Annotated in this window: 25 protein-coding genes; 11 read left to right on the forward strand and 14 right to left on the reverse strand. The window is 64.4% G+C overall.

The genetic code is table 11. The features are described from left to right. Positions 1-2: 2 nt before the first annotated feature. The 4 genes from ACIGGF_RS15470 to ACIGGF_RS15485 are packed head-to-tail and all read right to left on the reverse strand — an operon-like array spanning position 3 to position 2,994. On the reverse strand, positions 3-1,241 hold the full coding sequence (locus ACIGGF_RS15470) for a hypothetical protein (protein WP_397522141.1): 1,239 nt from the start codon (positions 1,239-1,241) through the stop codon (positions 3-5). Positions 1,242-1,248: 7 nt separating this feature from the next. Beyond that, on the reverse strand, positions 1,249-1,713 hold the full coding sequence (locus tag ACIGGF_RS15475) for a MarR family winged helix-turn-helix transcriptional regulator (protein ID WP_397522142.1): 465 nt from the start codon (positions 1,711-1,713) through the stop codon (positions 1,249-1,251). Further along, positions 1,710-2,309 (reverse strand): DJ-1/PfpI family protein, encoded by a 600-nt coding sequence (locus tag ACIGGF_RS15480; protein ID WP_397522143.1) that lies wholly within the window; start codon positions 2,307-2,309, stop codon positions 1,710-1,712. Before ACIGGF_RS15480 ends, ACIGGF_RS15475 begins: the two co-directional genes overlap by 4 nt. Positions 2,310-2,346: 37 nt before the next feature. Beyond that, the gene (locus ACIGGF_RS15485; protein ID WP_397522144.1) at positions 2,347-2,994 is read right to left on the reverse strand and encodes a hypothetical protein; all 648 of its coding nucleotides are present in this window, start codon (positions 2,992-2,994) and stop codon (positions 2,347-2,349) included. A 93-nt stretch (positions 2,995-3,087) separates the two neighbouring features. On the opposite strand from ACIGGF_RS15485, the gene ACIGGF_RS15490 reads away from it, so the two are divergent. Both ACIGGF_RS15490 and ACIGGF_RS15495 read left to right on the forward strand, forming a co-directional pair. Continuing rightward, a complete protein-coding gene (locus tag ACIGGF_RS15490; RefSeq protein ID WP_397522145.1) occupies positions 3,088-3,447 on the forward strand; it encodes an ArsR/SmtB family transcription factor in 360 nt (119 codons plus the stop codon). Next, complete coding sequence (locus ACIGGF_RS15495) at positions 3,444-4,481, forward strand: TIGR03086 family metal-binding protein (RefSeq protein ID WP_397522146.1); 1,038 nt, start codon at positions 3,444-3,446, stop codon at positions 4,479-4,481. The genes ACIGGF_RS15490 and ACIGGF_RS15495 overlap by 4 nt, the downstream gene beginning before the upstream one ends. On the opposite strand, the gene ACIGGF_RS15500 is transcribed toward ACIGGF_RS15495, so the two are convergent. The 4 genes from ACIGGF_RS15500 to ACIGGF_RS15515 all read right to left on the reverse strand — a co-directional run bounded on the left by ACIGGF_RS15500 (position 4,478) and on the right by ACIGGF_RS15515 (position 8,467). Then, positions 4,478-5,461 carry an ABC transporter substrate-binding protein gene (locus tag ACIGGF_RS15500; RefSeq protein WP_397522147.1) on the reverse strand — a complete coding sequence of 328 codons (984 nt, stop codon included), beginning with the start codon at positions 5,459-5,461 and terminating at the stop codon, positions 4,478-4,480. The two genes, ACIGGF_RS15495 and ACIGGF_RS15500, sit on opposite strands and share 4 nt — an antisense overlap. A 44-nt stretch (positions 5,462-5,505) precedes the next feature. Beyond that, entirely contained in the window at positions 5,506-6,651 is a 1,146-nt protein-coding gene (locus ACIGGF_RS15505; RefSeq protein ID WP_397522199.1) for an acyl-CoA dehydrogenase family protein, read from the reverse strand. A 69-nt stretch (positions 6,652-6,720) separates the two neighbouring features. Continuing rightward, positions 6,721-7,542, reverse strand: coding sequence for an SDR family oxidoreductase (locus ACIGGF_RS15510; protein ID WP_397522148.1), 822 nt, complete (start codon positions 7,540-7,542; stop codon positions 6,721-6,723). Positions 7,543-7,612: 70 nt separating this feature from the next. After that, positions 7,613-8,467 carry a sulfurtransferase gene (locus ACIGGF_RS15515; RefSeq protein ID WP_397522149.1) on the reverse strand — a complete coding sequence of 285 codons (855 nt, stop codon included), beginning with the start codon at positions 8,465-8,467 and terminating at the stop codon, positions 7,613-7,615. A 65-nt stretch (positions 8,468-8,532) separates the two neighbouring features. On the opposite strand from ACIGGF_RS15515, the gene ACIGGF_RS15520 reads away from it, so the two are divergent. Next, a complete protein-coding gene (locus tag ACIGGF_RS15520; RefSeq protein WP_397522150.1) occupies positions 8,533-9,678 on the forward strand; it encodes an NADH:flavin oxidoreductase in 1,146 nt (381 codons plus the stop codon). A 33-nt stretch (positions 9,679-9,711) separates the two neighbouring features. Here ACIGGF_RS15520 and ACIGGF_RS15525 read toward each other — a convergent pair whose 3' ends face one another. Next, positions 9,712-10,509 carry an HNH endonuclease signature motif containing protein gene (locus ACIGGF_RS15525; RefSeq protein ID WP_397522151.1) on the reverse strand — a complete coding sequence of 266 codons (798 nt, stop codon included), beginning with the start codon at positions 10,507-10,509 and terminating at the stop codon, positions 9,712-9,714. Between the two features lie 508 nt (positions 10,510-11,017). Further along, positions 11,018-12,151, reverse strand: a complete 1,134-nt coding sequence (locus ACIGGF_RS15530; protein WP_397522152.1) for a DUF222 domain-containing protein — start codon at positions 12,149-12,151, stop codon at positions 11,018-11,020. 133 nt (positions 12,152-12,284) lie between these two features. On the opposite strand from ACIGGF_RS15530, the gene ACIGGF_RS15535 reads away from it, so the two are divergent. Continuing rightward, the gene (locus tag ACIGGF_RS15535) at positions 12,285-12,554 is read left to right on the forward strand and encodes a hypothetical protein (protein WP_397522153.1); all 270 of its coding nucleotides are present in this window, start codon (positions 12,285-12,287) and stop codon (positions 12,552-12,554) included. On the opposite strand, the gene ACIGGF_RS15540 is transcribed toward ACIGGF_RS15535, so the two are convergent. Continuing rightward, the gene (locus ACIGGF_RS15540; protein WP_397522154.1) at positions 12,551-13,327 is read right to left on the reverse strand and encodes an IclR family transcriptional regulator; all 777 of its coding nucleotides are present in this window, start codon (positions 13,325-13,327) and stop codon (positions 12,551-12,553) included. The two genes, ACIGGF_RS15535 and ACIGGF_RS15540, sit on opposite strands and share 4 nt — an antisense overlap. A gap of 143 nt (positions 13,328-13,470) precedes the next feature. Between ACIGGF_RS15540 and ACIGGF_RS15545 the strand changes: the two genes are divergently transcribed. Further along, the gene (locus ACIGGF_RS15545) at positions 13,471-14,232 is read left to right on the forward strand and encodes a CoA transferase subunit A (protein ID WP_397522155.1); all 762 of its coding nucleotides are present in this window, start codon (positions 13,471-13,473) and stop codon (positions 14,230-14,232) included. After that, the gene (locus tag ACIGGF_RS15550) at positions 14,229-14,870 is read left to right on the forward strand and encodes a 3-oxoacid CoA-transferase subunit B (protein ID WP_397522156.1); all 642 of its coding nucleotides are present in this window, start codon (positions 14,229-14,231) and stop codon (positions 14,868-14,870) included. Before ACIGGF_RS15545 ends, ACIGGF_RS15550 begins: the two co-directional genes overlap by 4 nt. Positions 14,871-14,922: 52 nt before the next feature. On the opposite strand, the gene ACIGGF_RS15555 is transcribed toward ACIGGF_RS15550, so the two are convergent. Continuing rightward, positions 14,923-15,771 carry an aldo/keto reductase gene (locus ACIGGF_RS15555; RefSeq protein ID WP_397522157.1) on the reverse strand — a complete coding sequence of 283 codons (849 nt, stop codon included), beginning with the start codon at positions 15,769-15,771 and terminating at the stop codon, positions 14,923-14,925. 54 nt (positions 15,772-15,825) lie between these two features. Here ACIGGF_RS15555 and ACIGGF_RS15560 point away from each other — a divergent pair, with 54 nt between their 5' ends. The 5 genes from ACIGGF_RS15560 to ACIGGF_RS15580 all read left to right on the forward strand — a co-directional run bounded on the left by ACIGGF_RS15560 (position 15,826) and on the right by ACIGGF_RS15580 (position 20,673). Continuing rightward, positions 15,826-17,499 (forward strand): phospholipase D family protein, encoded by a 1,674-nt coding sequence (locus ACIGGF_RS15560; RefSeq protein ID WP_397522158.1) that lies wholly within the window; start codon positions 15,826-15,828, stop codon positions 17,497-17,499. Positions 17,500-17,620: 121 nt separating this feature from the next. Further along, complete coding sequence (locus tag ACIGGF_RS15565; protein ID WP_397522159.1) at positions 17,621-18,514, forward strand: 1-phosphofructokinase family hexose kinase; 894 nt, start codon at positions 17,621-17,623, stop codon at positions 18,512-18,514. Then, positions 18,511-19,260 (forward strand): 5'/3'-nucleotidase SurE, encoded by a 750-nt coding sequence (surE, locus tag ACIGGF_RS15570; protein WP_397522160.1) that lies wholly within the window; start codon positions 18,511-18,513, stop codon positions 19,258-19,260. The genes ACIGGF_RS15565 and surE overlap by 4 nt, the downstream gene beginning before the upstream one ends. Before the next feature lie 84 nt (positions 19,261-19,344). Further along, the gene (locus ACIGGF_RS15575) at positions 19,345-20,382 is read left to right on the forward strand and encodes a M4 family metallopeptidase (protein WP_397522161.1); all 1,038 of its coding nucleotides are present in this window, start codon (positions 19,345-19,347) and stop codon (positions 20,380-20,382) included. Between the two features lie 9 nt (positions 20,383-20,391). Beyond that, positions 20,392-20,673: a protealysin inhibitor emfourin gene (locus tag ACIGGF_RS15580; protein WP_397522162.1), complete on the forward strand. Its 282-nt coding sequence runs from the start codon at positions 20,392-20,394 to the stop codon at positions 20,671-20,673. 45 nt (positions 20,674-20,718) lie between these two features. Here the strand turns inward: ACIGGF_RS15580 and ACIGGF_RS15585 are convergent, their stop codons facing one another. Together ACIGGF_RS15585 and ACIGGF_RS15590 are read right to left on the reverse strand one after the other, a co-directional pair. Beyond that, complete coding sequence (locus ACIGGF_RS15585; protein ID WP_397522163.1) at positions 20,719-21,378, reverse strand: NADPH-dependent F420 reductase; 660 nt, start codon at positions 21,376-21,378, stop codon at positions 20,719-20,721. 37 nt (positions 21,379-21,415) lie between these two features. After that, positions 21,416-22,906, reverse strand: coding sequence for a flavin-containing monooxygenase (locus tag ACIGGF_RS15590; RefSeq protein WP_397522164.1), 1,491 nt, complete (start codon positions 22,904-22,906; stop codon positions 21,416-21,418). Between the last annotated feature and the right edge of the window lie 7 nt (positions 22,907-22,913).

Here is a 22,913-nt window from a genome sequence, read left to right on the forward strand (position 1 = left end):
GGCTAAATCTGCTGTGGCCGACGACCGAGGAACCGCGTCCCGACGCCTGCGAGCACCACTGTCGCCACTGCCGCGCCCGTCGACAGCCACAGGTCGGCGCTGGGCGAGATCGTGCTGGTGTCGATGGAGGTCAGCGGGGTGTACGCCGTCCATCCGTAGGTGACGATCATGGGCACGGTGATCGCAACCGGCACTGCCAGGCCAAGTGTCGAGGCCGTCGGCGTGGCGGGCGTGCACGCGACGTACAGATACGCCGCAGCGGCCGGAAAGATCAGCAGACTCGCCACGAAGTGGACGTTGTCGAGTGGAGGACGCTCCAGCAGTGCTGTCACGCAGACGACCCCGAGGACTGTGAACCCGACAAACGGACGACCCCACTTCACTCCGATTAGCGCGCCGGCCGCTACCGAAATTGCCGTGACGGCAACGAGCCCGAGCACCCAGACTCCGTCCGACACGTCGATACCGACCCCAGCGGTAGTGGTCGAGGTGATCAACACTGCCGTCCCGGCCAGAACCATGATGCCGCCTCGACCCGGCAGCAGAGCAGCGGCCGCGAGTAGTAGTGGTACGACCAGGATCCCGAAGTACCAGCGACCGGTAAGGCCGTACTCGCTCTGAAACACGCTGTGTCCGAACGCGATATCGAGCAGTAGTCCACCGACCGAAATCAGCAGTATCGCCCCGACTGCGCGGATGCTCCGATCGGTCGATGGGTTGTCATGATGATGTTCGACGCGAGCTGCCCAAGCCACAGCCAGCACCACCACCACGCACAACACCGGAACGATCACCGGTGTCCCCATATCGGATTCGGTGAAATAGTCTGCGTAGCGACGCGGGACGCCGGGGTATTGGAGGGCCTCGACCGCGCCGACACTGAGCAGTCCGAGCAGGAACGACGCGATCAGCAACGCCTGTCGAGTTCGTGCGCCATTCGCCCATACTGCGGTGCAGCCCAACAGAACCCCGCCTGCCAGCACCTCTGCCAGATCGGAGGGCATCAGCCGTGAAGTCAGTCCGGCGACGACGGCCGCCGAAATAGCGAGTCCGGCCAGAATTCTTCGTCGACGCACCACCATCGCCAGCACGGACGCCACGGTCACCGCCAGCGCGACTCCCCCACCGCCGCTGAAGAACACCACCGAAACGACGCTGGTGCTCCCGAAGAGATCGACCCCGTCAGGCTGCGACAACAAACCGGCCAAGAGTCCCGACACTACGATCGCGAGGGCCGTCATACCCGAATTATGCACTGCTGCCGCGATAGTCGCGGGAGGCCTCGAGAATCTTTTCCAGGGTCGCTGCGAAGGAACGTAACTCGCGCTCACCCACCGTGGCACCCACCGCGTCCGACCACGCGTATTGTGCATCCCGCAGTTCTGCAACGGTGTCGCGTCCCTTGGAAGTGGGCTCCAACAGCTTCGCGCGCTTGTGGTTGGGGTTGTCGACGTAGACGGCCCAGCCTTTGTCCACCAGGAGATTCGCAGTGCGTTGCACGCTCTGTCGGGCCAATCCGAGCCCGACTCGTCGCGCGATGTCCGCCACTGTGAGGGGCTCGTCGAGCGTGGCGCCGAGAACCTGCCACCATGCCGGCGTCAGGCCTGTCGGCTCGGTGATGTCGTGTGCCGCAGCGAGAAACTCGCCGTTCAGCTCGAAGACGGGCAACACCAGGGCAGTGAGCGCATCACCGTCGGGGGTGCGCCGAGTCATGCGCCCGTGAGCTGGTCGTAGTACTTCCGCTCCCCTGTCGTGTACAGGCCGTACCAGGCGTCGACAACGGGTTGCGGAAACACGTTCAACCGCTCGAACACGAGCTTGGCGAATTCGATAGGTGCCGTCGCGCCGGCAGTGATCACGGTGCCGTCGGACACCGCTTCCTCTTCTCGGTAGAAGTCGGCACCGCGGTATTGTGTTGCCTGCGTGAGAAAGTCGGCGGCATTCGAGGTGTGCGGCCGGTCGTCGAGCAGCCCGGTTCGTGCCAGGCCGTACGTTGCGCCGCAGATCGCAGCAACCGGAGTACCCGCCGCAACGAGCTCGGCCGCGACCTTCAGTATCGGACCGTGGCCGGACTCCCAGCTGTCCGCGCCCGGCAGGATCAATGCGTCGAGTGCCGGCAGATCAGCCAAGCCGACGTCCGGAGTGATGCGCAGTCCCCCCATCGTCGTGACGGCTGCCCCGGTCTCGGAGGCGACGATCAGACGATTGGCGCTCGGGTCCTGCTCCCGGGCCATGGCGAGTCCGGCTATGAGATACCCGTACTCCCAGTCGGCCATGGTGTCGGTGGCATAGAGCGCAATGGTGATCATCGCAACGTCCTCACATCGATTGACAGGATGCTGTCCATCATTGATCTATTGACAGCAGGCTGTCAATGCCGGGCAGAACCCGCGTGGCTCGCGAGCGCGGATCGACCTCGTCCAGGTAGATGCGGCACGCCGCGTGATACCGCTGCTCGAAGGCCCTGACAGCAGCAGGTTCACCACCTAGCGCATCCGCGTCCCTGGCAACACCTCGAGCCTGTGCGACGTCCATGGGGGTATCGACAAAGACGGTGTAGTCCCAGTAATCCGGCAACGGGGGCCGATGCAAGAACGTGCCGTCCACCACCACTATTGCGTCGATCGGCACCGGTTCGAGTGGATCATCCACCGGCTCGTCCGTGGCCAGATCAATGATTCGACGCCGAATAGATCCACTATCGTTCGGCCCCAATGGAATCAACACATGCCGACACAGCGCGTCGAAGTCGTATGCGTCTTGGTAATAGCCGAGAGCCGACGCCCGACCCTGCCGATAGCGGTGCGCCCGCCGGTGATGAAAGCCATCCATCGTCACATGCACGGCCGGACGGCCATGCGCCGCGACCGCATCCACCAACCATCGCGCACAGGTGGACTTTCCCGAGGCCGTCACGCCATCGATCGCCACTCGTAGCGGATGCCCCTGAGGCCGGGAAAGAACGTCCCGCACCATGTCATCGCCGACACTCATGGGCTGAAGGGTAGGCGATCAGCGTATTCAACCAATTGGTTGACTACGTTCGGTGGGCGGCCTATTCTCGACAATAACGACAGCGAGGACACCATGGACGATCGAACCGAGCAGCTCAACAGAACGTTCGCAGCCCTGGCCGATCCCACTCGCCGAGACATGGTGGCGCGGCTCGCCGGCGGTGACGCGAATGTCAGCGAACTGGCCGAGCCGTACGCGATGAGCCTGCAAGCAGTGTCGAAGCACGTGAAGGTACTCGAGGAGTCCGGTCTGGTCACCCGCACCAAGGATGCCCAGCGTCGTCCGGTGCATCTGGATGCGGAGGTGTTCGGCCTGATGGCGAAATGGATCGAGCGGTATCGCCAGGAGGCAGAACAGCGCTATCGCCGCCTCGACGCGCTTCTGGACACCCTCGCAGACGATAAGACAACCGAGACGAAGGAAGTGTCATGACTGCACACGAAACCGAGATAGTCGCGGACGAGACAGTGCCCACGATCGAGATCGTTCGAGAGTTCGATGCAGAGCCGGAGCAGGTTTTCCGCGCTCACATCGACCCCGAGCTGTACAGGCAGTGGGTGGGTCCACGGTCGTTGACGACCCGAATCCTGAAGTGGCAGGGCCACACCGGAGGTGCCTGGGCTTTCGCCAACGACCGCGATGGCGAGGAGATCGCGGCCTTCTTCGGCAGCTTTCACGAAGTCAGGGACAACGAGCGCATCGTGTGGACGTTCACGTACGAGGGTCAGCCCGATTCGGTTGCCCTCGAGACGCTCACCTTCGAGGGCCGAGGCGAGGGCGGAACACGGTTGAGGATACTGAGTGTGATGTCGGACTTCGCGACTCGCGACGGCATGCTGTCCAGCGGAATGGACATCGGGGTGAAGGAAGGCTACGACAAGCTCGACGAGCTACTCGGGCAAAGCGAGGGTCCGGCCCAGCAACACCGACAGGACGCGGCGGCGTTCACGGCGCTTGTCGAGTCCGCCTCGCCCGAGGACTGGTCTCGACCGAGCCCGGTAGCCGGTTGGGCTGCAATCGATGTCGTGAAGCATCTGATCGAGTGGTCCCGCGGCTTTCTCGCGGGCGGCGCGGGAATCGAGTTCCAGACCCTGGACATCGACGCCGACCCGAAAGCCGCCTGGAGGCACCACGTCGCCGACATTCAGGCCATCCTCGACGACCCCGCCGATCGCATTCTGAGCAATCCACACACGGGAGACATGCCGGTGGACAAGGCAATCGGCATGTTCTACACCGCCGACATCTGGATGCACTCCTGGGATCTCGCGAAAGCCCTTGGCTCAGAACCTGATCTGGGCCAGAGTCGCTCCGCGGCGGCCCTCGACGCAATGCGACCGATGGAGCAGATGTTGCGACAAAGTGGCCAATACGGTCCCGCCGTACCTGTCGACGACAGCGCATCCGCTCAGGACAGGCTGATGGCCTTCATCGGCCGCGACCCGTCCTGGTCACCCGGAAGCTAGCTACCCACTGCTTCGAGTTGGGGACGAATCTCGTTGAGCGCGAACTCGATCGACGCCTTCGACGGTGTGTTGAAGCCGACAACCGTGGCGTAGTCGACGACGGCCACTCCGCCGCCGGTCGCCGCGGGCAGGCTCGTGAACCCGGGGAGCTTGTTCAGGTCTTCTCGGGTGCCTCCGTTGGGGAGAATCACCACGAGGTCTGCCGTGAGTACGTCCAGCCGTTCGGGACTCAGCACGATGCGGCCGTGGGAGATGTCGGGCGAATTCACCAGATCCTGCGGAACACTGAGCCCGAGGCTGTCGAAGACCTGCGCCGCACCGTCCTCCGGGTCAGCGACAACGGCCAGTTGCTGAGTCTCGAAGACGAACTGGGACAACACCGCCGATTTACCGTCGAGCCTCGGATACTCCTGCCGGAAGCCATCGGTGACGGTTCGGCCCTCGTCGATGATCCGCTGCGCGTCGTCCTCACGATCGAGCACCCGCCCCAACGTGCCGATCTGCGACTCCCAGGTCTCGACCTTCTCGGTCTTGGGGAAGATCGTCGGCGCGATGTCGGACAGCACTCGATACGGATCGATCGACCCGATCCCCGCCACCAGAATCAGATCGGGCTGCAGTGCCGCGATTTCTTCCGTCGGAACAGCCCCATCCACCTGGTCTACGGCAGAGGCGTCGAGCATGACGGCGTCACCCGCCACCTCGGCCTGCCAGGGGTACAGGCCCCGCTCGTTCCCGTTGGACCCGGCGGAGACGTATCCGACGGGTTGCACATCGAATTCGAGCAGTGCATCTACCCACTGCTGCCCGAAGGCGACGATGCGTTCCGGCGTACCGATGACCTCGATGGGCCCAGCGAGTGTGTCGACGGTGACGGTACGGTCGTCGGACACGCCATCGTCAGCGGAGCCGCTACTACACGCAGCCAGCGTCAGTGCCGTGGCCATGGCGAGGGCGCACCCCAGGAAGGTCCTTTTCATCGGCAGAAATTAGCACAGGCTTACCTTCCTGTGGCGACCTACGATCAGAGGTACTTTTTCAGCTCCATCTTCGCGATCGACATCTTGTGCACTTCGTCGGGACCGTCGGCCAAACGCAGGGTGCGGATGTGGGCGTACATCATCGCGAGCGGGAAGTCGTTGGACACTCCCCCTCCACCGTGGACCTGAATGGCACGGTCGATGATCTTCAACGCCATCTCGGGCGCAGCAACCTTGATGGCCGCGATCTCGGTGCGCGCTTCCTTGTTCCCAACGGTATCCATCAGGTACGCGGCTTTGAACGTGAGCAGCCGTGTCTTCTCGATGTCGATGCGCGCCTCGGCGATCCAGTCCTGGATGTTCGCGCGCATGGCCACCGGCTTACCGAAGGTGACTCTCGATGCGGCACGGCGACACAGCAATTCGAGCGCACGCTCGGCCACCCCGATGGTGCGCATGGCGTGGTGAATGCGACCCGGCCCCAAGCGGGCCTGGCTGATGGCGAATCCCTCACCCGGCCCCTTCAACACATCCTTCGCCGGCACCCGAACGTCCTCGAACAGCACCTCGGCGTGACCTTCACGATCGATGTATCCGAAGACCGGCAGGTTGCGCAGCACCGTGACACCGGGTGCGTCGATGGGCACCACCAGCATCGATTGTTGACGGTGCGTCGCGGCTTCGGGATCGGTCTTGCCCATGACGATGAGAACCTTGCAGTTCTTGTGCATCGCATTGGACGTCCACCACTTGCGACCGTTCAGGATGAAGTCGTCCCCGTCGCGGTCCATCTTCATCGCGATGTTGGTGGCGTCGGAGCTGGCCACGTCGGGCTCGGTCATCGCAAAAGCAGACCGAATCTTGCCGTCCAACAACGGCTTCAAGTACTTCTCTTTGTGCTCGTCCGTACCGAAGAGCGTGAACACTTCCATGTTGCCGGTGTCGGGAGCGTTGCAGTTGCAGGCCTCGGGTGCGAGCATGCTGCGGCCCATGATCTCGGCCAGCGGGGCGTACTCGAGGTTGGTCAAACCAGGGCCCCACTCGGGGTGCGGGTGGAACAGATTCCACAGTCCACGTGCCCGCGCTTCCTTCTTCAGATCCTCGAGAATCGGCGGGTGGAAGTGCGGGTCACCGGCCTCGAGCATCTGCTGCTCGTACACTGCCTCGGCCGGATAGACATGAGAGTCCATGAACTCCAGCAGATCCGACTCGTACTTCTTCGCGCGGTCGCTGGTCTCGAAAAATGCCACGGTGGGCCCCTATCGGTTGTTGTCGAGCAAGCTGTCCTGGTAGCGACGCATGCCGCGCAACCACCGGTCGTAATCGGCACCCTTGTTGCGGTACATGTCCAGCACGTTCTCGTGCGGCAGAATCAAGAACTGCTCGCGGTCCATCGCATCCAACACCACGTCGGCGACGTCGAGGGGTTCGAGCACGGCGCCGGCACTGAGGACTGCGGCAGTTGCCGCTGCTCCCAACGCATCTCCGGACTCACGCCCCTCGTAGAGCAACTTGGTGTTGACGCCCATCGGGCACAGGCAGCTGACACGAATGCCCCGGTTGCCGTAGGTCACGTTGAGCCATTCGGCGAATCCGACGGCAGCATGCTTGGTGGTTGCGTATGTGGCCGAACCGATCTGGGTGAGCAGACCGGCTGCGGAGGCGGTGCTGACGAAATATCCCTCACCGCGCTCGAGCCAACCCGGCACCAACAGCTGCGCAGCCCGGATGTGCGCGCGCACGTTGACGTCGAACGAGAGGTCCCACTCCTTCTCGTCCGCGTCGAGTCCGGGGGCACCACTGATGCCTGCGTTGGCGAAGTAGAGGTCGACCGGACCGAACGATTCCTCGGCCTGCGCGATCAACCGCTCGATATCGGAGATGCTCGACGCGTCCGCCGCGGCGGCAATGGCGGTACCGGGCCGTTCTCGCTCGATGGCGTCGACGACGGATCTCGCGGTGGACTCGTCCAGATCGGAGACGACGACGCGTGCCCCGTGTTCGGAGAGTCGAGCGGCGATGGCCCCACCGATTCCGCCACCACCACCGGTGACAATGGCGACCTTGCCTTCTACCTTCATGCCCCAGGTATAGTTGAAGTCAGATTCAAGTTCAACCCTGGGTGCATGAACAGCGTGGTCAGAGAGCGTTTCATGCGCGTGGCCGCGTTGGGTCGGTGATCCAACCCGACCACGAACCGGGATACAGCGCCGCGTCGATGCCCGCCAACTCGAGAGCCAGGATCTGATGCGCCGCGGTCACCCCGGATCCGCAGTAGACGGCGACGTCTTTCCCGTCCGGCACAAGTCCACCAAATGTGCCATTGAGTACCTCGGGATCGAGGAATCGTCCGTCCGAATCGACGTTCTCGGTGGTCGGTCTGTTGACCGCTCCGGGAATATGCCCGGCAACAGGATCGACTGGCTCTACCTCGCCCCGGAATCGTTCGGGTGCCCGCGCGTCGAGCAGTACGTTGTCCCGAGCGAAATCGAGTACGTCGTCGACGTCGAGGACCCGCGCCAAGGATGGCCGCGCGGTGAAGGACCCGGCGGCGACGATGGATGGTTCGGTACCGACCGGGAATCCGGCGGCCATCCACTGCGCGAGACCGCCGTCTAGCACCCGCACGTCGGCGTGGCCGAAGTGGCGCAACAGCCACCAGCAGCGCGCAGCAGCGGTCGCGGGTCCCGCGTCATAGACCACCACCGCGGAATCGTCACTGACCCCTGCTCCGCGCATTGCCGCGACGAACGTGTCCGCGTCGGGCAACGGATGCCGGCCACGGTGATTCGGGTCGTTCCTGCCGGCTCCACTCCCGTCGTCCGCCGGTGCCGCCAGTTCGGTGCCGAGGTCGACGAATTGCGCATTCGGGATGTGACCCGCCTCGTAACCTGCTCTGTCACTGCCGTTCTGGAGGGTCCACCGTATGTCCAGAACCACCGGGCCGCGACCCATCTCGAACAGACCGTGCAATTCGGAAGCTGATATCAGCGGCGACTGGCTCATAGTGCTTCGACGCTAACAGCCCAGCAGGGGGAATAGCTCGGAGTCGGGCCAGGTTGTTGGCAGGCGTGACCGACACTTCATCCACGACACAGCACCTGTCCACCACCGGGCTCTTCGAGCCGTTCGAGGTCAAGTCGCTGAAGCTGCGCAACCGCTTCGCCATGGCCCCGATGACGCGCGCCTTCTCTCCCGACGGGATCCCCGGCCCGGATGTCGCCGAGTACTACCGCAAGCGCGCCGCCGGCGGCACCGGCCTGATCATCACCGAGGGCACGTACATCCCCGACCCCGCCGCAGGACCGCACACCCGAGTACCGCGGATCTACGGCGAGGACAGCCTCGGGGGATGGAAAGACGTTGTCGACGCGGTCCACTCCGAGGGCAGCGCAATCATCCCTCAGTTGTGGCACCTCGGGGTCGAGCGTGGCACCGAGCCCCGACTGTTCCCCGATGTCACCACCGTCAGCCCCTCCGGCATCGCGCTCGACGGCTCGTCGGTCGGTAGAGCCTTCACCGACGCCGACCTCGACGAGCTCACCTCACAGTGGGTACAGGCCGCCGTCAACGCGAAGAACACCGGCTTCGATGGCCTCGAACTGCATGGCGCACATGGCTACCTGCTCGACGAATTCCTATGGGCTACAACCAATGTTCGCGATGACGAATTCGGTGGCTCACTCGAGGCTCGCACCCGCTTCCCGGCACAGGTCGTTGCCGCGATCCGCGCGGCGGTGGGCGAGGATTTCGCTATCGTATACCGCTTCTCGCAGTGGAAGAGCAATCACTTCGACGCTCGAATTGCCCAGAATCCGGAGGAACTCGGACGCATCCTGACGCCGCTGGTCGACGCCGGCGTGGACATTCTGCACGCCTCGACGCGCCGCCACTGGGACGCCGCGTTCCCGGAGTTGGACGGTAACGACGGAAAGCTCGGCTTGGCCGGGTGGACCCGCAAACTCACCGGCGTTCCGACGATCACCGTGGGATCGGTCGGCCTCGACTCGGTGTTCACGTCGGCATGGTCGGAGGATGCCGCGTCGGGTGTCACCGGACTGGATGCGCTTGTCGGCCAATTCCAGGACGGCGAGTTCGATCTGGCCGCTGTCGGACGCGCGCTGCTCTCCGATCCGGAGTGGGTGAACAAGGTTGGGGACGGACGGGTGGACGAGCGCATCGAATTCACCCGCGATCACATTCAGCACCTGAACTGACGGCACTGGCACAGGAGTTCACGGCAGCATCGCCTAGAAGGGCGGTGCTGCTGTGTCGTCTGTCGCGGGCTGTTCGTTGTCGGGTGGCGTGTTGTCGGGTGGGATATTGTCGGGTGGGTCGGGGTAGGCGATGATGCCGGATCGTCTGGGTTTGGTGGGGATGTGTGGCCTGAGGTCGTTGCCGAGGATGGGTACAGCGGTTCCGTTGGCGGGCAGCGTGATTCGGGTAGTTTTCGAGGTGGAGGTCCATAGGATGGCTCCGCCGGGGAGCATGACGGCTTTCCAGTAGCCCGCGGTTTTGACGGTGTGGTGATATTCGCACAGACACTGCAGATTGTTGACGGTGGTCCAGCCGCCGCCGCGGGGGTTGGCGTGGTCGAACGGTGCGATGTGGTCGAGTTGGCAGCGGTCTGCGGGTCGGTGGCAGCCGGGGAATCGGCAGTGTCTGTCGCGAAGTCGGACTGCTGCGGCGGTGAGGGTGTCGGGTCGGTAGATGAGGGCCCGTTCGGTGAGCGGGTCGCGTCCGATGGGCTTGCCGAGGGTGGGGTTGGCGGTGATGGCTGCTTCGAGTGCGGCGGCGAGGGAGGCGTTGCCGAGGAAGAGGCCGGTCCTTGTACGGCCTGCCGATGTGCTGATAGTTGCGTCGGTGGCCCGGTGGATAGCAGTCAGGTCGAGGGCAGAGCTGTGCCGTATGCCCCGGCCGACGGGTGTGTGAGTACAGAACCGGGCTGCAGCGGAGGTCAGCGATCCGGTTCGGCGTTGGTGCCGGCTGCCGTCGCCGGCGGTACTGGCAGTCGAGCCTTGACCTGATGCCGGGCTTTCCGCCGACATCGGACTTCTCGTCGTGGACTCGGATGTATTGGATCCGGATGTTATTGCTGGAGGGCGCGATTCTGAACAGCTTGCTGCTCTATCAGGTTTCCGCGATGTGCATTCCGCGTCTACGTCGTGGGCGGTGTCTGATGTTGCCTCCGCTAGCGGGTCGGCCGCTGGTTCCCCCGCACGTGTGGCTGCGTGCTTCCGGACAGGACCAGCGGCACTTGGTTCGGGAGTTGCGGACGGGTCGTTCGCTGGTACGTGCGTGGACTCGTGGCTCGTCTCGGAATCGTCTACCTGCACTTTAGGTGCCGCCGGTGTCGATGCCGAGACGTCCTCTCCGGGTGCACATGCAGGCGAAGGGGCCGAAGTCGGTTCGGTAGAGGAATCAGACTCTCCACCCGAATCCGTTGCCGACCCAATTCCAGCATCAACATCAGCAGCTTCCGCACCTGCTTCTGCATCGGCAGCCGAACCGGCGTAGGCATCCTGATTCGTAGCATCGTCAGTATCGGCACCCGCGTCAGCAGCCGCGTCGGCGTCGGTGTCCGGATACGCCTCCTCGTCTGCGTCTGCGTCCTCGTCCTCGTCCTCGTCCTCGACTGCGTCTGCCTCTGCCTCTGCCTCTGCCTCTGCCTTTTGCATCCGCGTCTACGTCTGCGTCTACGTCCGCCACCGTTCCCGCTTCGGGTTCTGTTGCAGCCCTGTCCGTCTCGCCGTCGGTGCGTCGTTCCCATTCCCCAGTTTCCGCGTTCTGCACCGCCAAGCCGAGTTTCTCTGCGAGCGTGACTGCCTCGGTGAGCAGGATCTGCCACTGACTGTTGCGCGCCAACTCCCGCGCAAGTTCGGGGTCGATCGAACCATGGCCGGCCAGGTACGCCGGATCAGAGAGGAGTCCGATGAGGGTCGCGATATCGACGGTGACCATCGTCAACGGCACCCGCCGATCCGGCAGCTCAGCATCTGTCTTCGGGCAATCCTCGCGCTGGCACAGACACGCCAGGCGGGGTTCGCCGTGCATCCGGGCCATGAACGCATCGCACAGGCGTTCCTTCTTACCGCGGGGGTCCTTCGGGCAGAGGGTGTCGGCCATCTCCTCGAGGAGTTGCCATGCGGCGGCGGCTTCGGGCGCGGTCAATTCAGCTCGGATGCGAGCCAATTCCCCGGCGGGACTGTAGGTGACGGTGCGAAATCTCTTGGCGAACTCCCGCAACGCTGCCGCTTCCTCCGGGGCGACGCGCAGCAGAACGTCCCAGATCTCCTTCTCGAGCGGACCGGGGGAATTGCGGCGGGCGGCTTCGACGATCTCACCCTCGACGGACCTGACGATGTCGTCGGACAGGTTGTCGAGGATCCGGCACACAGTCCGTACTCGTGGAAGGTCGATCTCCCCGGACTCGAAGACCTTCTTCACCAGGGGCAGTCGGGTGTGGAGGGCGACTCCGACCGAGATGTACGCCTCGGCAACAGTCGCCGAACACCCCAACGCCACCGCCATTTCGGTGCGTCCGTATCGGCTGTAGTGCTTGTGCTTGGTGTCGAGGGTGATCCAGTTGCAATGCACGCGATAGCACGCGGCGATCTTGCGGGCCGCTTGACGGTTTTCTGCTTGCGCGGCAGCGGTCAAAGCGTCCAGTGACACGGTCGGTATTGCCATCGGTTTCACCCCCCAGTGAACCGAACCAGAACTGATGTTCGAACTGAAAGAAGACTAACCCGAGCCACCGACAAGAACGTGACAGCCGAGATTGCCGCGGCTGAGCTGCGAAGACCCCTCTACACTCCACACCATGAGCGAGTCCGAATCCACGTCAGAACTCGCCGAGTTGCGCGCACGCGCATCCCGCGGCGACCAGGATGCCGTCGACGAGTTGGTGGAACTCGCAGGTTCCCGCAACGACCTCGACGAACTCCGCTCCCTTGCCGATGCAGGCAGCAGCGATGCCGTCGACATACTCGTCGAAATTGCCGGTGAACGCGGTGACCGCGCCGAGTTGCAGAGGTTGGCGGCCGCAGGCAACCAGGACGCCGCAGACGTCCTGAACGAATTGGGAGACTAAGCAGGCCGCGCCCCCAGTTGCACTGTGAGTCGGTGCGCCGCATCGAGGAGCAGGGTGCCCAGCTCGCGACGCCGATCCTCGCGGAACCTGGTCTCGACACCGGTCACACTGAGCGCCCACGCCGGCTTGGCGGCTCGATCGAAGACGGCGGCACCGAGACCCCAACTACCCTCCACCAGCAGGGCCGGGTTCACGGCGAATCCCGTGGTGCGAGTCTGGGCAATTCGTTCGCGAACAGCGTTGTGAGAGTGACTCTCCCCCCATTCCGGCACCAGGTCCACGCCGTCGAGGTACTCGTCGACCTCCCGATCGGGTAGATGCGCCAGAATGGCCAGACCCGCCGACGCCACTCCGAGTGGCAGTCGGATTCCCTCGTACAACACATGAGACCGCAGCGGGAAGCTCCCCTCGACCCGGAGCAGGCACACCGTCTCCGATCCCCGTCGGGCCGACAGGAACGCACTCTCACCACTCTCGGTGGCCAACCCCTGCACTACTTTTCGTGCCTGGTCGGTGATGTCGTACCGCAGCGCTGCCATGGACCCCAGCAGGTAGATTTCCGGCCCCAGCGACCAGCGACCGGTGCCGGCGTCCCGATCCACGAATCCTTGGTCGGCGAGAGTGGACAGCAGCCGGTGCGTGGTCGGGCGTGCGATACCGGTCGCCCGCGCGAGCACAGTGGTCGATGCACCCGACGGCTCCTCGGCACCTGCTGCGCGCAACAACGAACAGATCTTTCCGATCACACTGGCGTTGGCTTCCGATGACGTCACCCAGGCATCGTACGTCCATTCAGTGGACGCCTCATCCGAATCTGTTCACCGGACGAGCAGATGACCGCGCGTGCTTCCTATAAAGGCACAGCTCAGGTTCACTGACCACTACGTTTGCTCGACGAACACATCAGGAGCTACAAGTGACTGGAAAGACCTACGCGTCCGCTGCCGACGCGGTCGCAGACATCGGACGAGGCGCGACCCTCGCGGTCGGCGGCTTCGGATTGTGCGGCATCCCGGATGCCCTCATCGAGGCCATCGCGAACACCGATGCCGCCGAACTCGAAGTGTTCTCCAACAACTGTGGAGTCGATGGCTACGGACTGGGAATCCTGTTGGCAGCCGGTCGCATCCGACGAGTCACTGCTTCCTACGTCGGCGAGAACAAGGAGTTCGCACGCCAGTACCTGGCCGGCGAGCTCGAGGTCGAGCTCACCCCACAGGGCACGCTGGCCGAGCGACTCCGCGCCGGCGGCAACGGCGTACCTGCATTCTTCACCCCCGCAGGGGTCGGCAGCCCCATCGCCGACGGCGGGATGCCGTGGCGCTATGACGCCGACGGTTCCGTCTCGATCGCGTCGCCGCCCAAGGAAACTCGGGTGTTCGGCGACAAGCGATATGTTCTCGAAGAGTCGATCAACGCCGATTTCGCGTTGGTGCACGCCGAAACCGGCGACACTGCAGGCAATCTGGTGTTCGACAAGACCGCGATGAACTTCAACCCCCTCGCGGCGATGGCGGGCAGAATCACCATCGCGCAGGTCGAGAATCTCGTCGAACCCGGCGAGATCGACCCGGCCCACGTGCACCTGCCCGGCGTGTTCGTTCAACGCGTCGTCCACACTGGCCCCCAGGACAAGCGCATCGAAAAGCGCACCGTCAGTTCAGGAGTTCGAGCATGACCGCAGGATGGACCCGCGACCGGATGGCAGAGCGCGCGGCGGCCGAGATGGTCGACGGCGAGTACGTCAACCTCGGCATCGGACTGCCGACACTGATTCCGGGGTACCTGACCGACAAGGTCAACGTCACTCTGCACTCGGAGAACGGCATCCTCGGCACCGGGCCGTACCCCACCGAGGACGAGGTCGACGCCAACCTCATCAACGCGGGCAAAGAGACCGTCACCGTCAATCCCGGTGCAGCGTACTTCGATTCGTCGTTGAGCTTCGGAATGATTCGCGGCGGCCACATCGACACCGCCGTGTTGGGCGGCATGCAGGTCTCACGCACCGGCGACCTCGCCAACTGGATGGTGCCCGGCAAGATGGTCAAGGGCATGGGCGGGGCGATGGACCTCGTGCACGGTGCCCGGCGCGTCATCGTGGTCATGGAACATGCCGACCGCGAGGGCAATCCGAAGATTCTCAAAGCCTGCACCCTGCCACTCACCGGCCAGGGCGTGGTGGACCGAATCATCACGAACTTGGCCGTCATCGACGTCGTCGGAGACGGAACGCTCGCCCTCGTGGAGTTGGCACCTGGAGTGACCGAAGAAGAGGTCACCGCAGCAACCGGATCGGCGTTGACCGTCCGTTAACATGACTGTAGGCTCGAACATCGAATGATGTTCGAGCCCACAGTGTTACGTGTCAGTCGGGAATCATGTCGAACGTGTCCGGATGCGGACCGTTCCGACCGTCTTCGCCCTTGTCCAGTGCAGTGATGGCATCGACGTCAGCCGCGCTGAGCTCGAAGTCGAAGATCTCGAAGTTGGCCTTCACCCGCTCCGGCGTCACCGACTTCGGGAAGATGATGTTACCGCGCTGGATGTGCCACCGCAGCACCACCTGGGCGACGGATTTGCCTGTCGCGTCGGCGATTCGCTTCAGTTCGGCGTCGTCGAGAACGTTGCCCTGGGCGATCGGTGACCACGCCTCGGTGGGGATGGCGTGCTCACGGCCGTAGGCCCACACCTCGTTGTTGACGAAGTACGGGTGCACCTCGATCTGGTTCACTGCGGGGACCGTCTCGCTCTCCTCCGCCAACCGGTCGAGGTGGGCCGGCTGGAAGTTGGACACGCCGATGTTGTGGGCGCGACCATCGGCGACGAACTCCTCCAACGTCTTCCACGTGGAGACGAAGTCGCCGTCGTAGCGGGTCGGCAGCGGCCAGTGGATCAGAAAGAGGTCGACGTAATCGGTCCCGAGGTCGCTGAGCGTCTTGTCGAACGCCGTGCGCGCATCGTCGGGCTTGTGGAAGCCGTTGTTGAGCTTGCTGGTGACGAACACCGATTCGCGATCGATCCCCGAGTTGCGGATGCCTTCGCCGACCTGCTTCTCGTTGCCGTACATCTCGGCGGTGTCGATGTGCCGGTAGCCGATCTCGAGCGCCGTCTCGACGGCCTTCGCGGTCTCGTCCGGTTCGATCTGGAAGACGCCGTAGCCGAGCTGAGGAATCTGCTTGCCATTTCTGAGCGTGACGTTGGGTACCTGAGTCATATCGCCGGGGTGCCCGCCCACTTGCACCTTCAAACCGGGTGAAATGATGCGTACGTGATAGTGCAGCGCATTCGGCGCGTCGTCGACGGAGTTGCCGAGAAGTTCGGCCGCTCCACCTCCGCTCTGATCGCTCCCGAACGCGACTTCGACCCCGCGCACCCGTGGTTCCTCACCTCTCCTGAGCGGGGCAACGACGACACCCGCATTTCGGCGTGGACCGAGGGCAACCGCGTCGAGAATCTGGTTCACGGCAAGACCTACTTCGCGGCGCTGGCGCAGGCTCTCGAGCAGACCGAGCGCGGCGATCTGGTGCTCTTCACCGATTGGCGCGGAGACCCGGAGCAGCTGCTCACCGACGACGGAGTGACCGTCGAAGATGCCCTGTCCGCCGTCGCACATCGCGGTGGCGTCGTCAAGGGCATGGTGTGGCGCTCCCACATCGAAACTCTCGGGTTCACCGGCCCGAAGAACCGCAAGCTCGCACAGAAACTCGAGGAGGCGGGCGGCGAGGTCATTCTCGATCAGCGGGTGCTGGTCACCGGAAGCCACCACCAGAAGTTCGTCGTCATTCGCTACGGCAGGGATGATCTGCCCGATGTCGCGTTCGTCGGTGGTATCGACCTGGCCCGTGCTCGACGCGACGACGCCGATCATTTCGGCGATCCTGTCTCGCGTCCCTTCCCTCCCGAGTACGGCGAGATTCCGGCGTGGCACGACGTGCAGGTACAAATCGAGGGCCCGGCGGTGCGAGACGTCGAGGACGTATTCCGTGAACGGTGGGAAGATCCGGCGGCGCTCTCACGCCTGCCGTGGCACGCCATCCCCGACTTTCTGCGCGGCGTCACGCGTGAGCCGTCGGAACTACCGACTGCGGCTGCGGCCCCGGAGCCGCAGGGCACGTGCTCGGTGCAGCTGCTGCGCACCTACCCTCGTCGGCGGCCCGCCTACCCGTTCGCCACGCGGGGTGAGCGCAGCGCGGCGCGCGCGTACGCCAAGGCTCTCGACCGGGCCACCGAGTTGATCTACATCGAGGACCAGTACCTGTGGTCGGTCGACATCGCTCGGGTGTTCGCGGCGGCGCTGGAGCGCAAACCTGATCTGCGGATGGTGGTGGTGGTCCCCAAGCACCTCGACGACGACAGCAACTTGACCATTCCCTCTGCGCTACTGGGACACTCGGCGGCGCTTCAGGTCATCCGGGCGGCCGGCGGTGACCGCGTACTGGTACTCGACATCGAAAACGACCGCGGCATACCGGTATACGTGCACGCGAAAGTCTGCATCATCGACGACGTCTGGGCAGCAGTGGGATCGGACAACTTCAATCGTCGCTCGTGGACCCATGACTCGGAGCTGACCGCGGCGATCATCGACGAGCAACGGGACGACCGCGCTCCGCTCGACCCGGCGGGCCTCGGCGACGGGGCCAGAACCCACGCCCGCAATCTCCGGCTCGAACTGATCCGCGAGCATCTGGGACGGGCCGACGGCGACGACGCCGACCTGGTCGATCCGCAACAGTTCTTCGACGTGGTCTCGGCGAGCGCAACGGCACTCGACAACTGGCACCGCAACCCGTCCGCGAAGACTCGGCCCGTCGGCCGGCTGCGCAAACACGACATCAAGGTTCCGCCCGTCTGGCAGCAGCGACTGGCCGCACTTGCCTATCGACTCTTCGTCGACCCCGACGGACGCCCCATCGGAATGCGCCTGCGTCGGCGATTCTGAACGGGATCACCTGTTTCGGGCGTGCCACAGCGGGCATTCGCTATCGGTGTCTCCCTCCTCACATGCACCCAGCTCACGTACACCCAGCGCCCTCGTTTTCGCCCCGTCCCCATTGCTGACGGTGACTCTCGACGCCGCCCCCGACGGCAGTACCGAACTGCACGTACACGCAGGTGGTCAGGGCCACTGGATTGCGCGGATGGCGTCGGTTCTCGGTCTCGATGTCACACTCGCCGGCGTCTTCGGCGGGGAGATCGGTGGGGTGCTGCGAGGCATCGTCGAGCGTGAGGGCATCTCCGTCGTCTCCGTCGACATCGGCCAGGAGAGCGGCTCCTACGTCCACGATCGTCGCAGCGGCGAGCGCGAGGTCGTGGCCACGGTCGATCCACCCCCACTGAGCAGGCACGTACTCGACGATCTGTTCAGCGCAGCGCTGGCCACCGGTGCCCGCAGCGACGTCGCCGTCCTGGGCGGGCCGCACACCGACGACATCGTGCCGGCGGAGATGTACGAGCGACTGTGCGCGGACCTTCGGGCGCTCGATGTCCCGGTGGTGGCCGACCTGTCCGGGCCGACGATGCAGGCTGCTCTCGCCGGCGGGCTCACCGTACTCAAGGTCAGTCACGAGGACCTCATCGCCGACGGCGGAGCCGAGTCCGAGGACCCGAAGCACCTGATCGACGCCATGCGAAAGATGCACGACGACGGTGCCGAGGTGGTCGTGATCTCACGCGCGGACGATCCCGCCCTGGCGCTGGTGGACGGAGAGGTGCTGGAGATCGTCACCCCGGGTCTGCAGATGGTCGACCACCACGGCGCGGGCGACTCCATGAGCGCCGGTATCGCCACCGGCATCGCCCAGGGGATGTCGATGCAGGAGGCGCTGCGTCTGGGCGGCGGCGCGGGTACGGCCAACGTCACCCGCCGCGGCCTCGGGAGCGGACGAAAGGACCTGGTACTCGGGCTGACCGAGTCGGTCGAGGTACGGCGCTACGAGAAGGCAGGCAAGAAGTGAGGGCCCTGATCACCAACGACGACGGTGTAGGCAGCGACGGCATCGCCCTGCTGGCACGGGCCGCGCTCGACGCCGGACTCGAGGTCGTGGTGGCTGCTCCCCACGAGGAGCGCAGCGGTGCCAGTGCATCGTTGACGGGGCTGGGCGTCGACGACCGCCTCGGTATCGAGCTGACCCGGATCGCGGGGCTGCCCGACGTGACGGCGTACGCGGTTCAGGCCTCACCGGCCCTCATCGCGTTCGTCGCTACCCGAGGGGCATTCGGCGACCCACCCGACGTAGTGCTCTCGGGCATCAATCACGGCCCCAATACCGGTGCCGCCGTGCTGCATTCGGGAACCGTGGGCGCGGCCTTGACGGCCATGACGCACGGAGTCCCGGCCATGGCACTGTCGTCGATCGCCACGCGGCCGAAGCATTGGGACACCGCCGAACACGTCGCACATCTGGCGGTGACGTGGATGATCGCGAACCTGACCGTCGATGCCGTGATCAACGTCAACATTCCCGACGTTCCTCGGTCGGACTTCGCCGGAATCGTCCCGGCCTCGCTGGCTCGCCACGGCGCGGTCCAGGCCGAGATAGGCGATCGTGGAGAAGGATTCGTCACCGTTCGATTCGATGAAATAGCAGCCGAAGGCGGCGATTCCGACGCCTCCTTCCTGGCGCGAAACTGGGCGACCGTCACCGCCCTGCGTGCCCCGAGCGAGGTGGACAGCGTCGACCTCTCGACGCTGCGTGAGTGATTTCGGTGCGGTGGACCCGAATGTGTCGGTGCCCTCGGGCACACTGGAATCACGCATTGCCACGGACCTAGGGGGTCACCGCGTATGACATTTCATGCCGTAGTTCCACCGTTTCTACTCGAGCGTCTCCAGGGCGCCGGTGCCCGAGCGACGCTGCTCGCCGACCGCGAGATGCGGGCGGGCCGAGAAATCGTCCAAGCCCGCACCGCCATCGCTCCGCGGACCGGTGGAACACTCGAACGCACCATCTCCGACGCCAAATCGACCCGCGACCTTCCGGGCCTGCGTGTTCGCGCCGAGGGCGAGGCTGCCACCGGCGATGCCGCCACGGACGAGGCGTACGACGGACTCGGTGCCACGTACACCTTCTTCGACGAGGTGTACGGCTACTCGAGCCTCGACGGCAGCGGACTGCCCCTCGATGCGACGGTGCACTACGGCCAGGACTACGACAATGCGTTCTGGGACGGCTCGCGCATGGTGTTCGGCGACGGTGACGGCGAGGTGTTCGCGCGCTTCACCGTCTCGCTGGGCGTCATCGCACACGAACTGGCGCACGGCTTCACGCAGTACACCACCCCGCTCGAATACAAGGACCAGGCCGGCGCACTGAACGAGTCGATCTCCGACGTGTTCGGCGCTCTGGTGGAGCAGTACACGGCGAAGCAGAACGCCGAGGACGCGTCCTGGTTGATCGGTGAAGGTCTGTTTCTTCCCGCAGTCCAGGGCAAGGCGCTGCGCTCCTTGCTCGAGCCTGGCACCGCGTACGACGACGATGTACTCGGCAAGGATCCGCAGCCGGCGAGCATGGACGATTTCGTCGTGACCACCGAGGACGAGGGCGGGGTGCACATCAACTCGGGCATCCCCAATCGCGCATTCGCCGTCGCGGCGACCACACTGGGCGGCCCGGCCTGGGATCGCATCGGGCAGGTCTGGTTCGACACCATGACCGTCGGCGGGCTCTCGCCCACGGTCGATTTCGCCGGATTTTCCGCCGCGACCGTCGCTGCGGCGAACAAGCGATTCGGGGCGGGCTCGGACGTTGCAGAGGCCGTGGCCACGGGTTGGTCTACCGTGGGAGTTCAGACAACACGGGAGCCGAGCGACGATCGGGTGTGATCGAGGGGCATGAGCCTGCGCATCGAGGTACTGCGAACCGGCGGGATCGCCGGTATGTCCAAACGCGGAGTGGTCGAGACCGACGAGCCGGAATGGCAATCGCTGGTCGAAGCTGCGCGCCCGTACCTCGCTGAGCCGCCCCCACCGGAGCCGGCCGCGGCGCAGGCCCGCGACACCTTCACGTGGAGCGTGTCGGTGGGCGAGCAGTCGTGCCGAGTAGGCGATTCTGCTCTGACCGGGCCGCTACGCGACCTCGCGGAGCGCACGCTCCGCGAGGGTCGCGTGAGGTAGCCCGCGAGGATCGCGTCAGTGAACGCAGCAGTTCGGCTGAACCGCTCAGGCTTTCCATTCCGCACTGCGTTCCGGGGATGCCTCGGCCAATGCCTTGACGGTGTCGTCGATACCGAAATCTTTGCCGTACAACGGAGTTCCGGGCTGCTGACGCCAGGAATCCGCGAGGGTCCCCGCGTCGACCGGGTCGAAGCCGAGTTCGTCGATCACCGCGAACACCGACTTCTTCGACTCTGCGTCGTCCCCGGCGATCGGCAGCGCGATGCGCCCCTCGGTTCCCGCAGGCATACCCTTCTCGAGCAGGTGCTTGTACCAAATTCCGTTGAACGCCTTCACAACCGGTTCACCCAGCTGCTGGGAGACCCACACGCTTTCGGGTGTCCCGCCTTCGATGTCCTCGATCAGCCCATCGCGCTGCTGCGGGTAGTAGTTGTTGGTCTCGATGATCGGCGCACCGGGCTTGCGTGCGCTGGTGATACCGGCTGCGAGGTCGGGCACGTTCTTCTGCGGGATACTCAGAATCACCAGGTCGGCATCCTCCGCCGCGTCTGCGGCCCACACCGCCGCCGCACCGGTTTCCGTAGCCAGCTCCGCCAGGGTCTCCGGGTCGCGCGAGTTCGAGAACCGAACCTCGTGGCCGAGCGCCGTCAACCGCCGCACGAGGGTTCCGCCGATGAATCCACTTCCGATGATGCCAATTTTCATGTCCGGAACAAACGATCCCCGACTCGATCTATTCCCGTCAGGAACCCACCGAGACCTTCGCGCGGGGCCGGCCGAACTTCATCGCCTTGTCCACGAGCTTCCCGTACCGCAGAACGGGCAGGTCACGGAAGTAGTTCATCCGCAGCTTCCACGGAGTCTCGCTACCCTGCCTCGGGAAGTTGTCCACTGCTCGCAGCACGTACCCGGCTGCGAAGTCGAGGAACGGCTCCTCGTCCACGGACGGATCACGCTCGAGCTCGACGGTGCTGTACCCGTTCTCGTCCATGTGCGCGAGGAGCCGCATGACATAGTTCGAAACCATGTCGGCCTTGAGCGTCCACGAGGCGTTGGTGTACCCGACGACGAACGCGAAGTTGGGGATACCGGTGAGCATCATGCCCTTGTACGCCATGGTGCTGGGCAGATCCACGTCCTTGCCGTCGATACGGAAGGTGGCACCGCCCAACGCACTGAGATTCAATCCCGTTGCAGTGACGACGATATCGGCGTCGAGGTGCTGACCGGACTTCAACTTCAGGCCCGTCTCGGTGAAGCTGTCGATGTGATCGGTGACGATCGAAACCTCGTCCTTGCGGATCGAGCGGAACAGATCGTTGTCCGGCACCAGGCACAGGCGCTGATCCCACGGGTTGTACGACGGGGTGAAGTGCGTGTCGAGGTCGTACCCCTTCGGCAGCCATCCCTCCTGCAGCTTCCGGATTCGCTTCTTCATGAATTCCGGGTACTTCTGGCTCAACGTGAAGATCAGCATCGCCATCGACACGTTCTTGAGCCGAGTCACGCTGTACGCCCACTTCTTCGGCAGCCGCTTGCGCAGCGTCTGCGCGATCGGATCCTTCGAAGGCAGAGACAGAATGTAACTCGGCGAGCGCTGCAGCAGCGTGACGTGCTCGGCCTCACGAGCGAGATTGGGTGCCAACGTGATTGCCGTGGCACCGCTGCCGATGACGACAACCTTCTTGCCCGCGTAGTTCAGATCCTCGGGCCAGTGCTGGGGGTGGATCACCTGCCCACCGAAATTCTCCTGGCCGACGAACTCCGGGCTGAAGCCCTTGTCGTAGTCGTAGTAACCACTGCACGAGAACACGAACGACGCGGTGATGGTCACTGTTTCGTCGGTGTCGCTACGCAGCGCGGTCACTGTCCAGAACTGCTGCTCGGACGACCACTCAAGCGCAATCACCTTGTGGTGGTACCGAATGTGCTTGTCCACACCGGCTTCTCGCGCGGTTTCGACGATGTAGTTACGGATATCGGAACCGTCGGCGATGGATTTCTCGCCCATCCACGGCTTGAAGCTGTAGCCGAGGGTGTACATGTCGGAGTCGGAGCGAATACCGGGGTAGCGGAACAGATCCCACGTACCGCCGATCGCCCCGCGGCTTTCCAGGATGGTGTACGTCTTCCCGGGCAGATCGTGCCCCAGGTGACGCGCGGCCCCGATCCCGGACAGGCCGGCACCGATGATGAGGACATCGACCTCGGGGGTGGTCAGTACGGCAGTCATGGCAACG

It is taken from the genome of Rhodococcus sp. NPDC078407, assembly GCF_044542515.1.
In the GTDB taxonomy this organism is placed as follows: Bacteria; Actinomycetota; Actinomycetes; order Mycobacteriales; family Mycobacteriaceae; genus Rhodococcoides.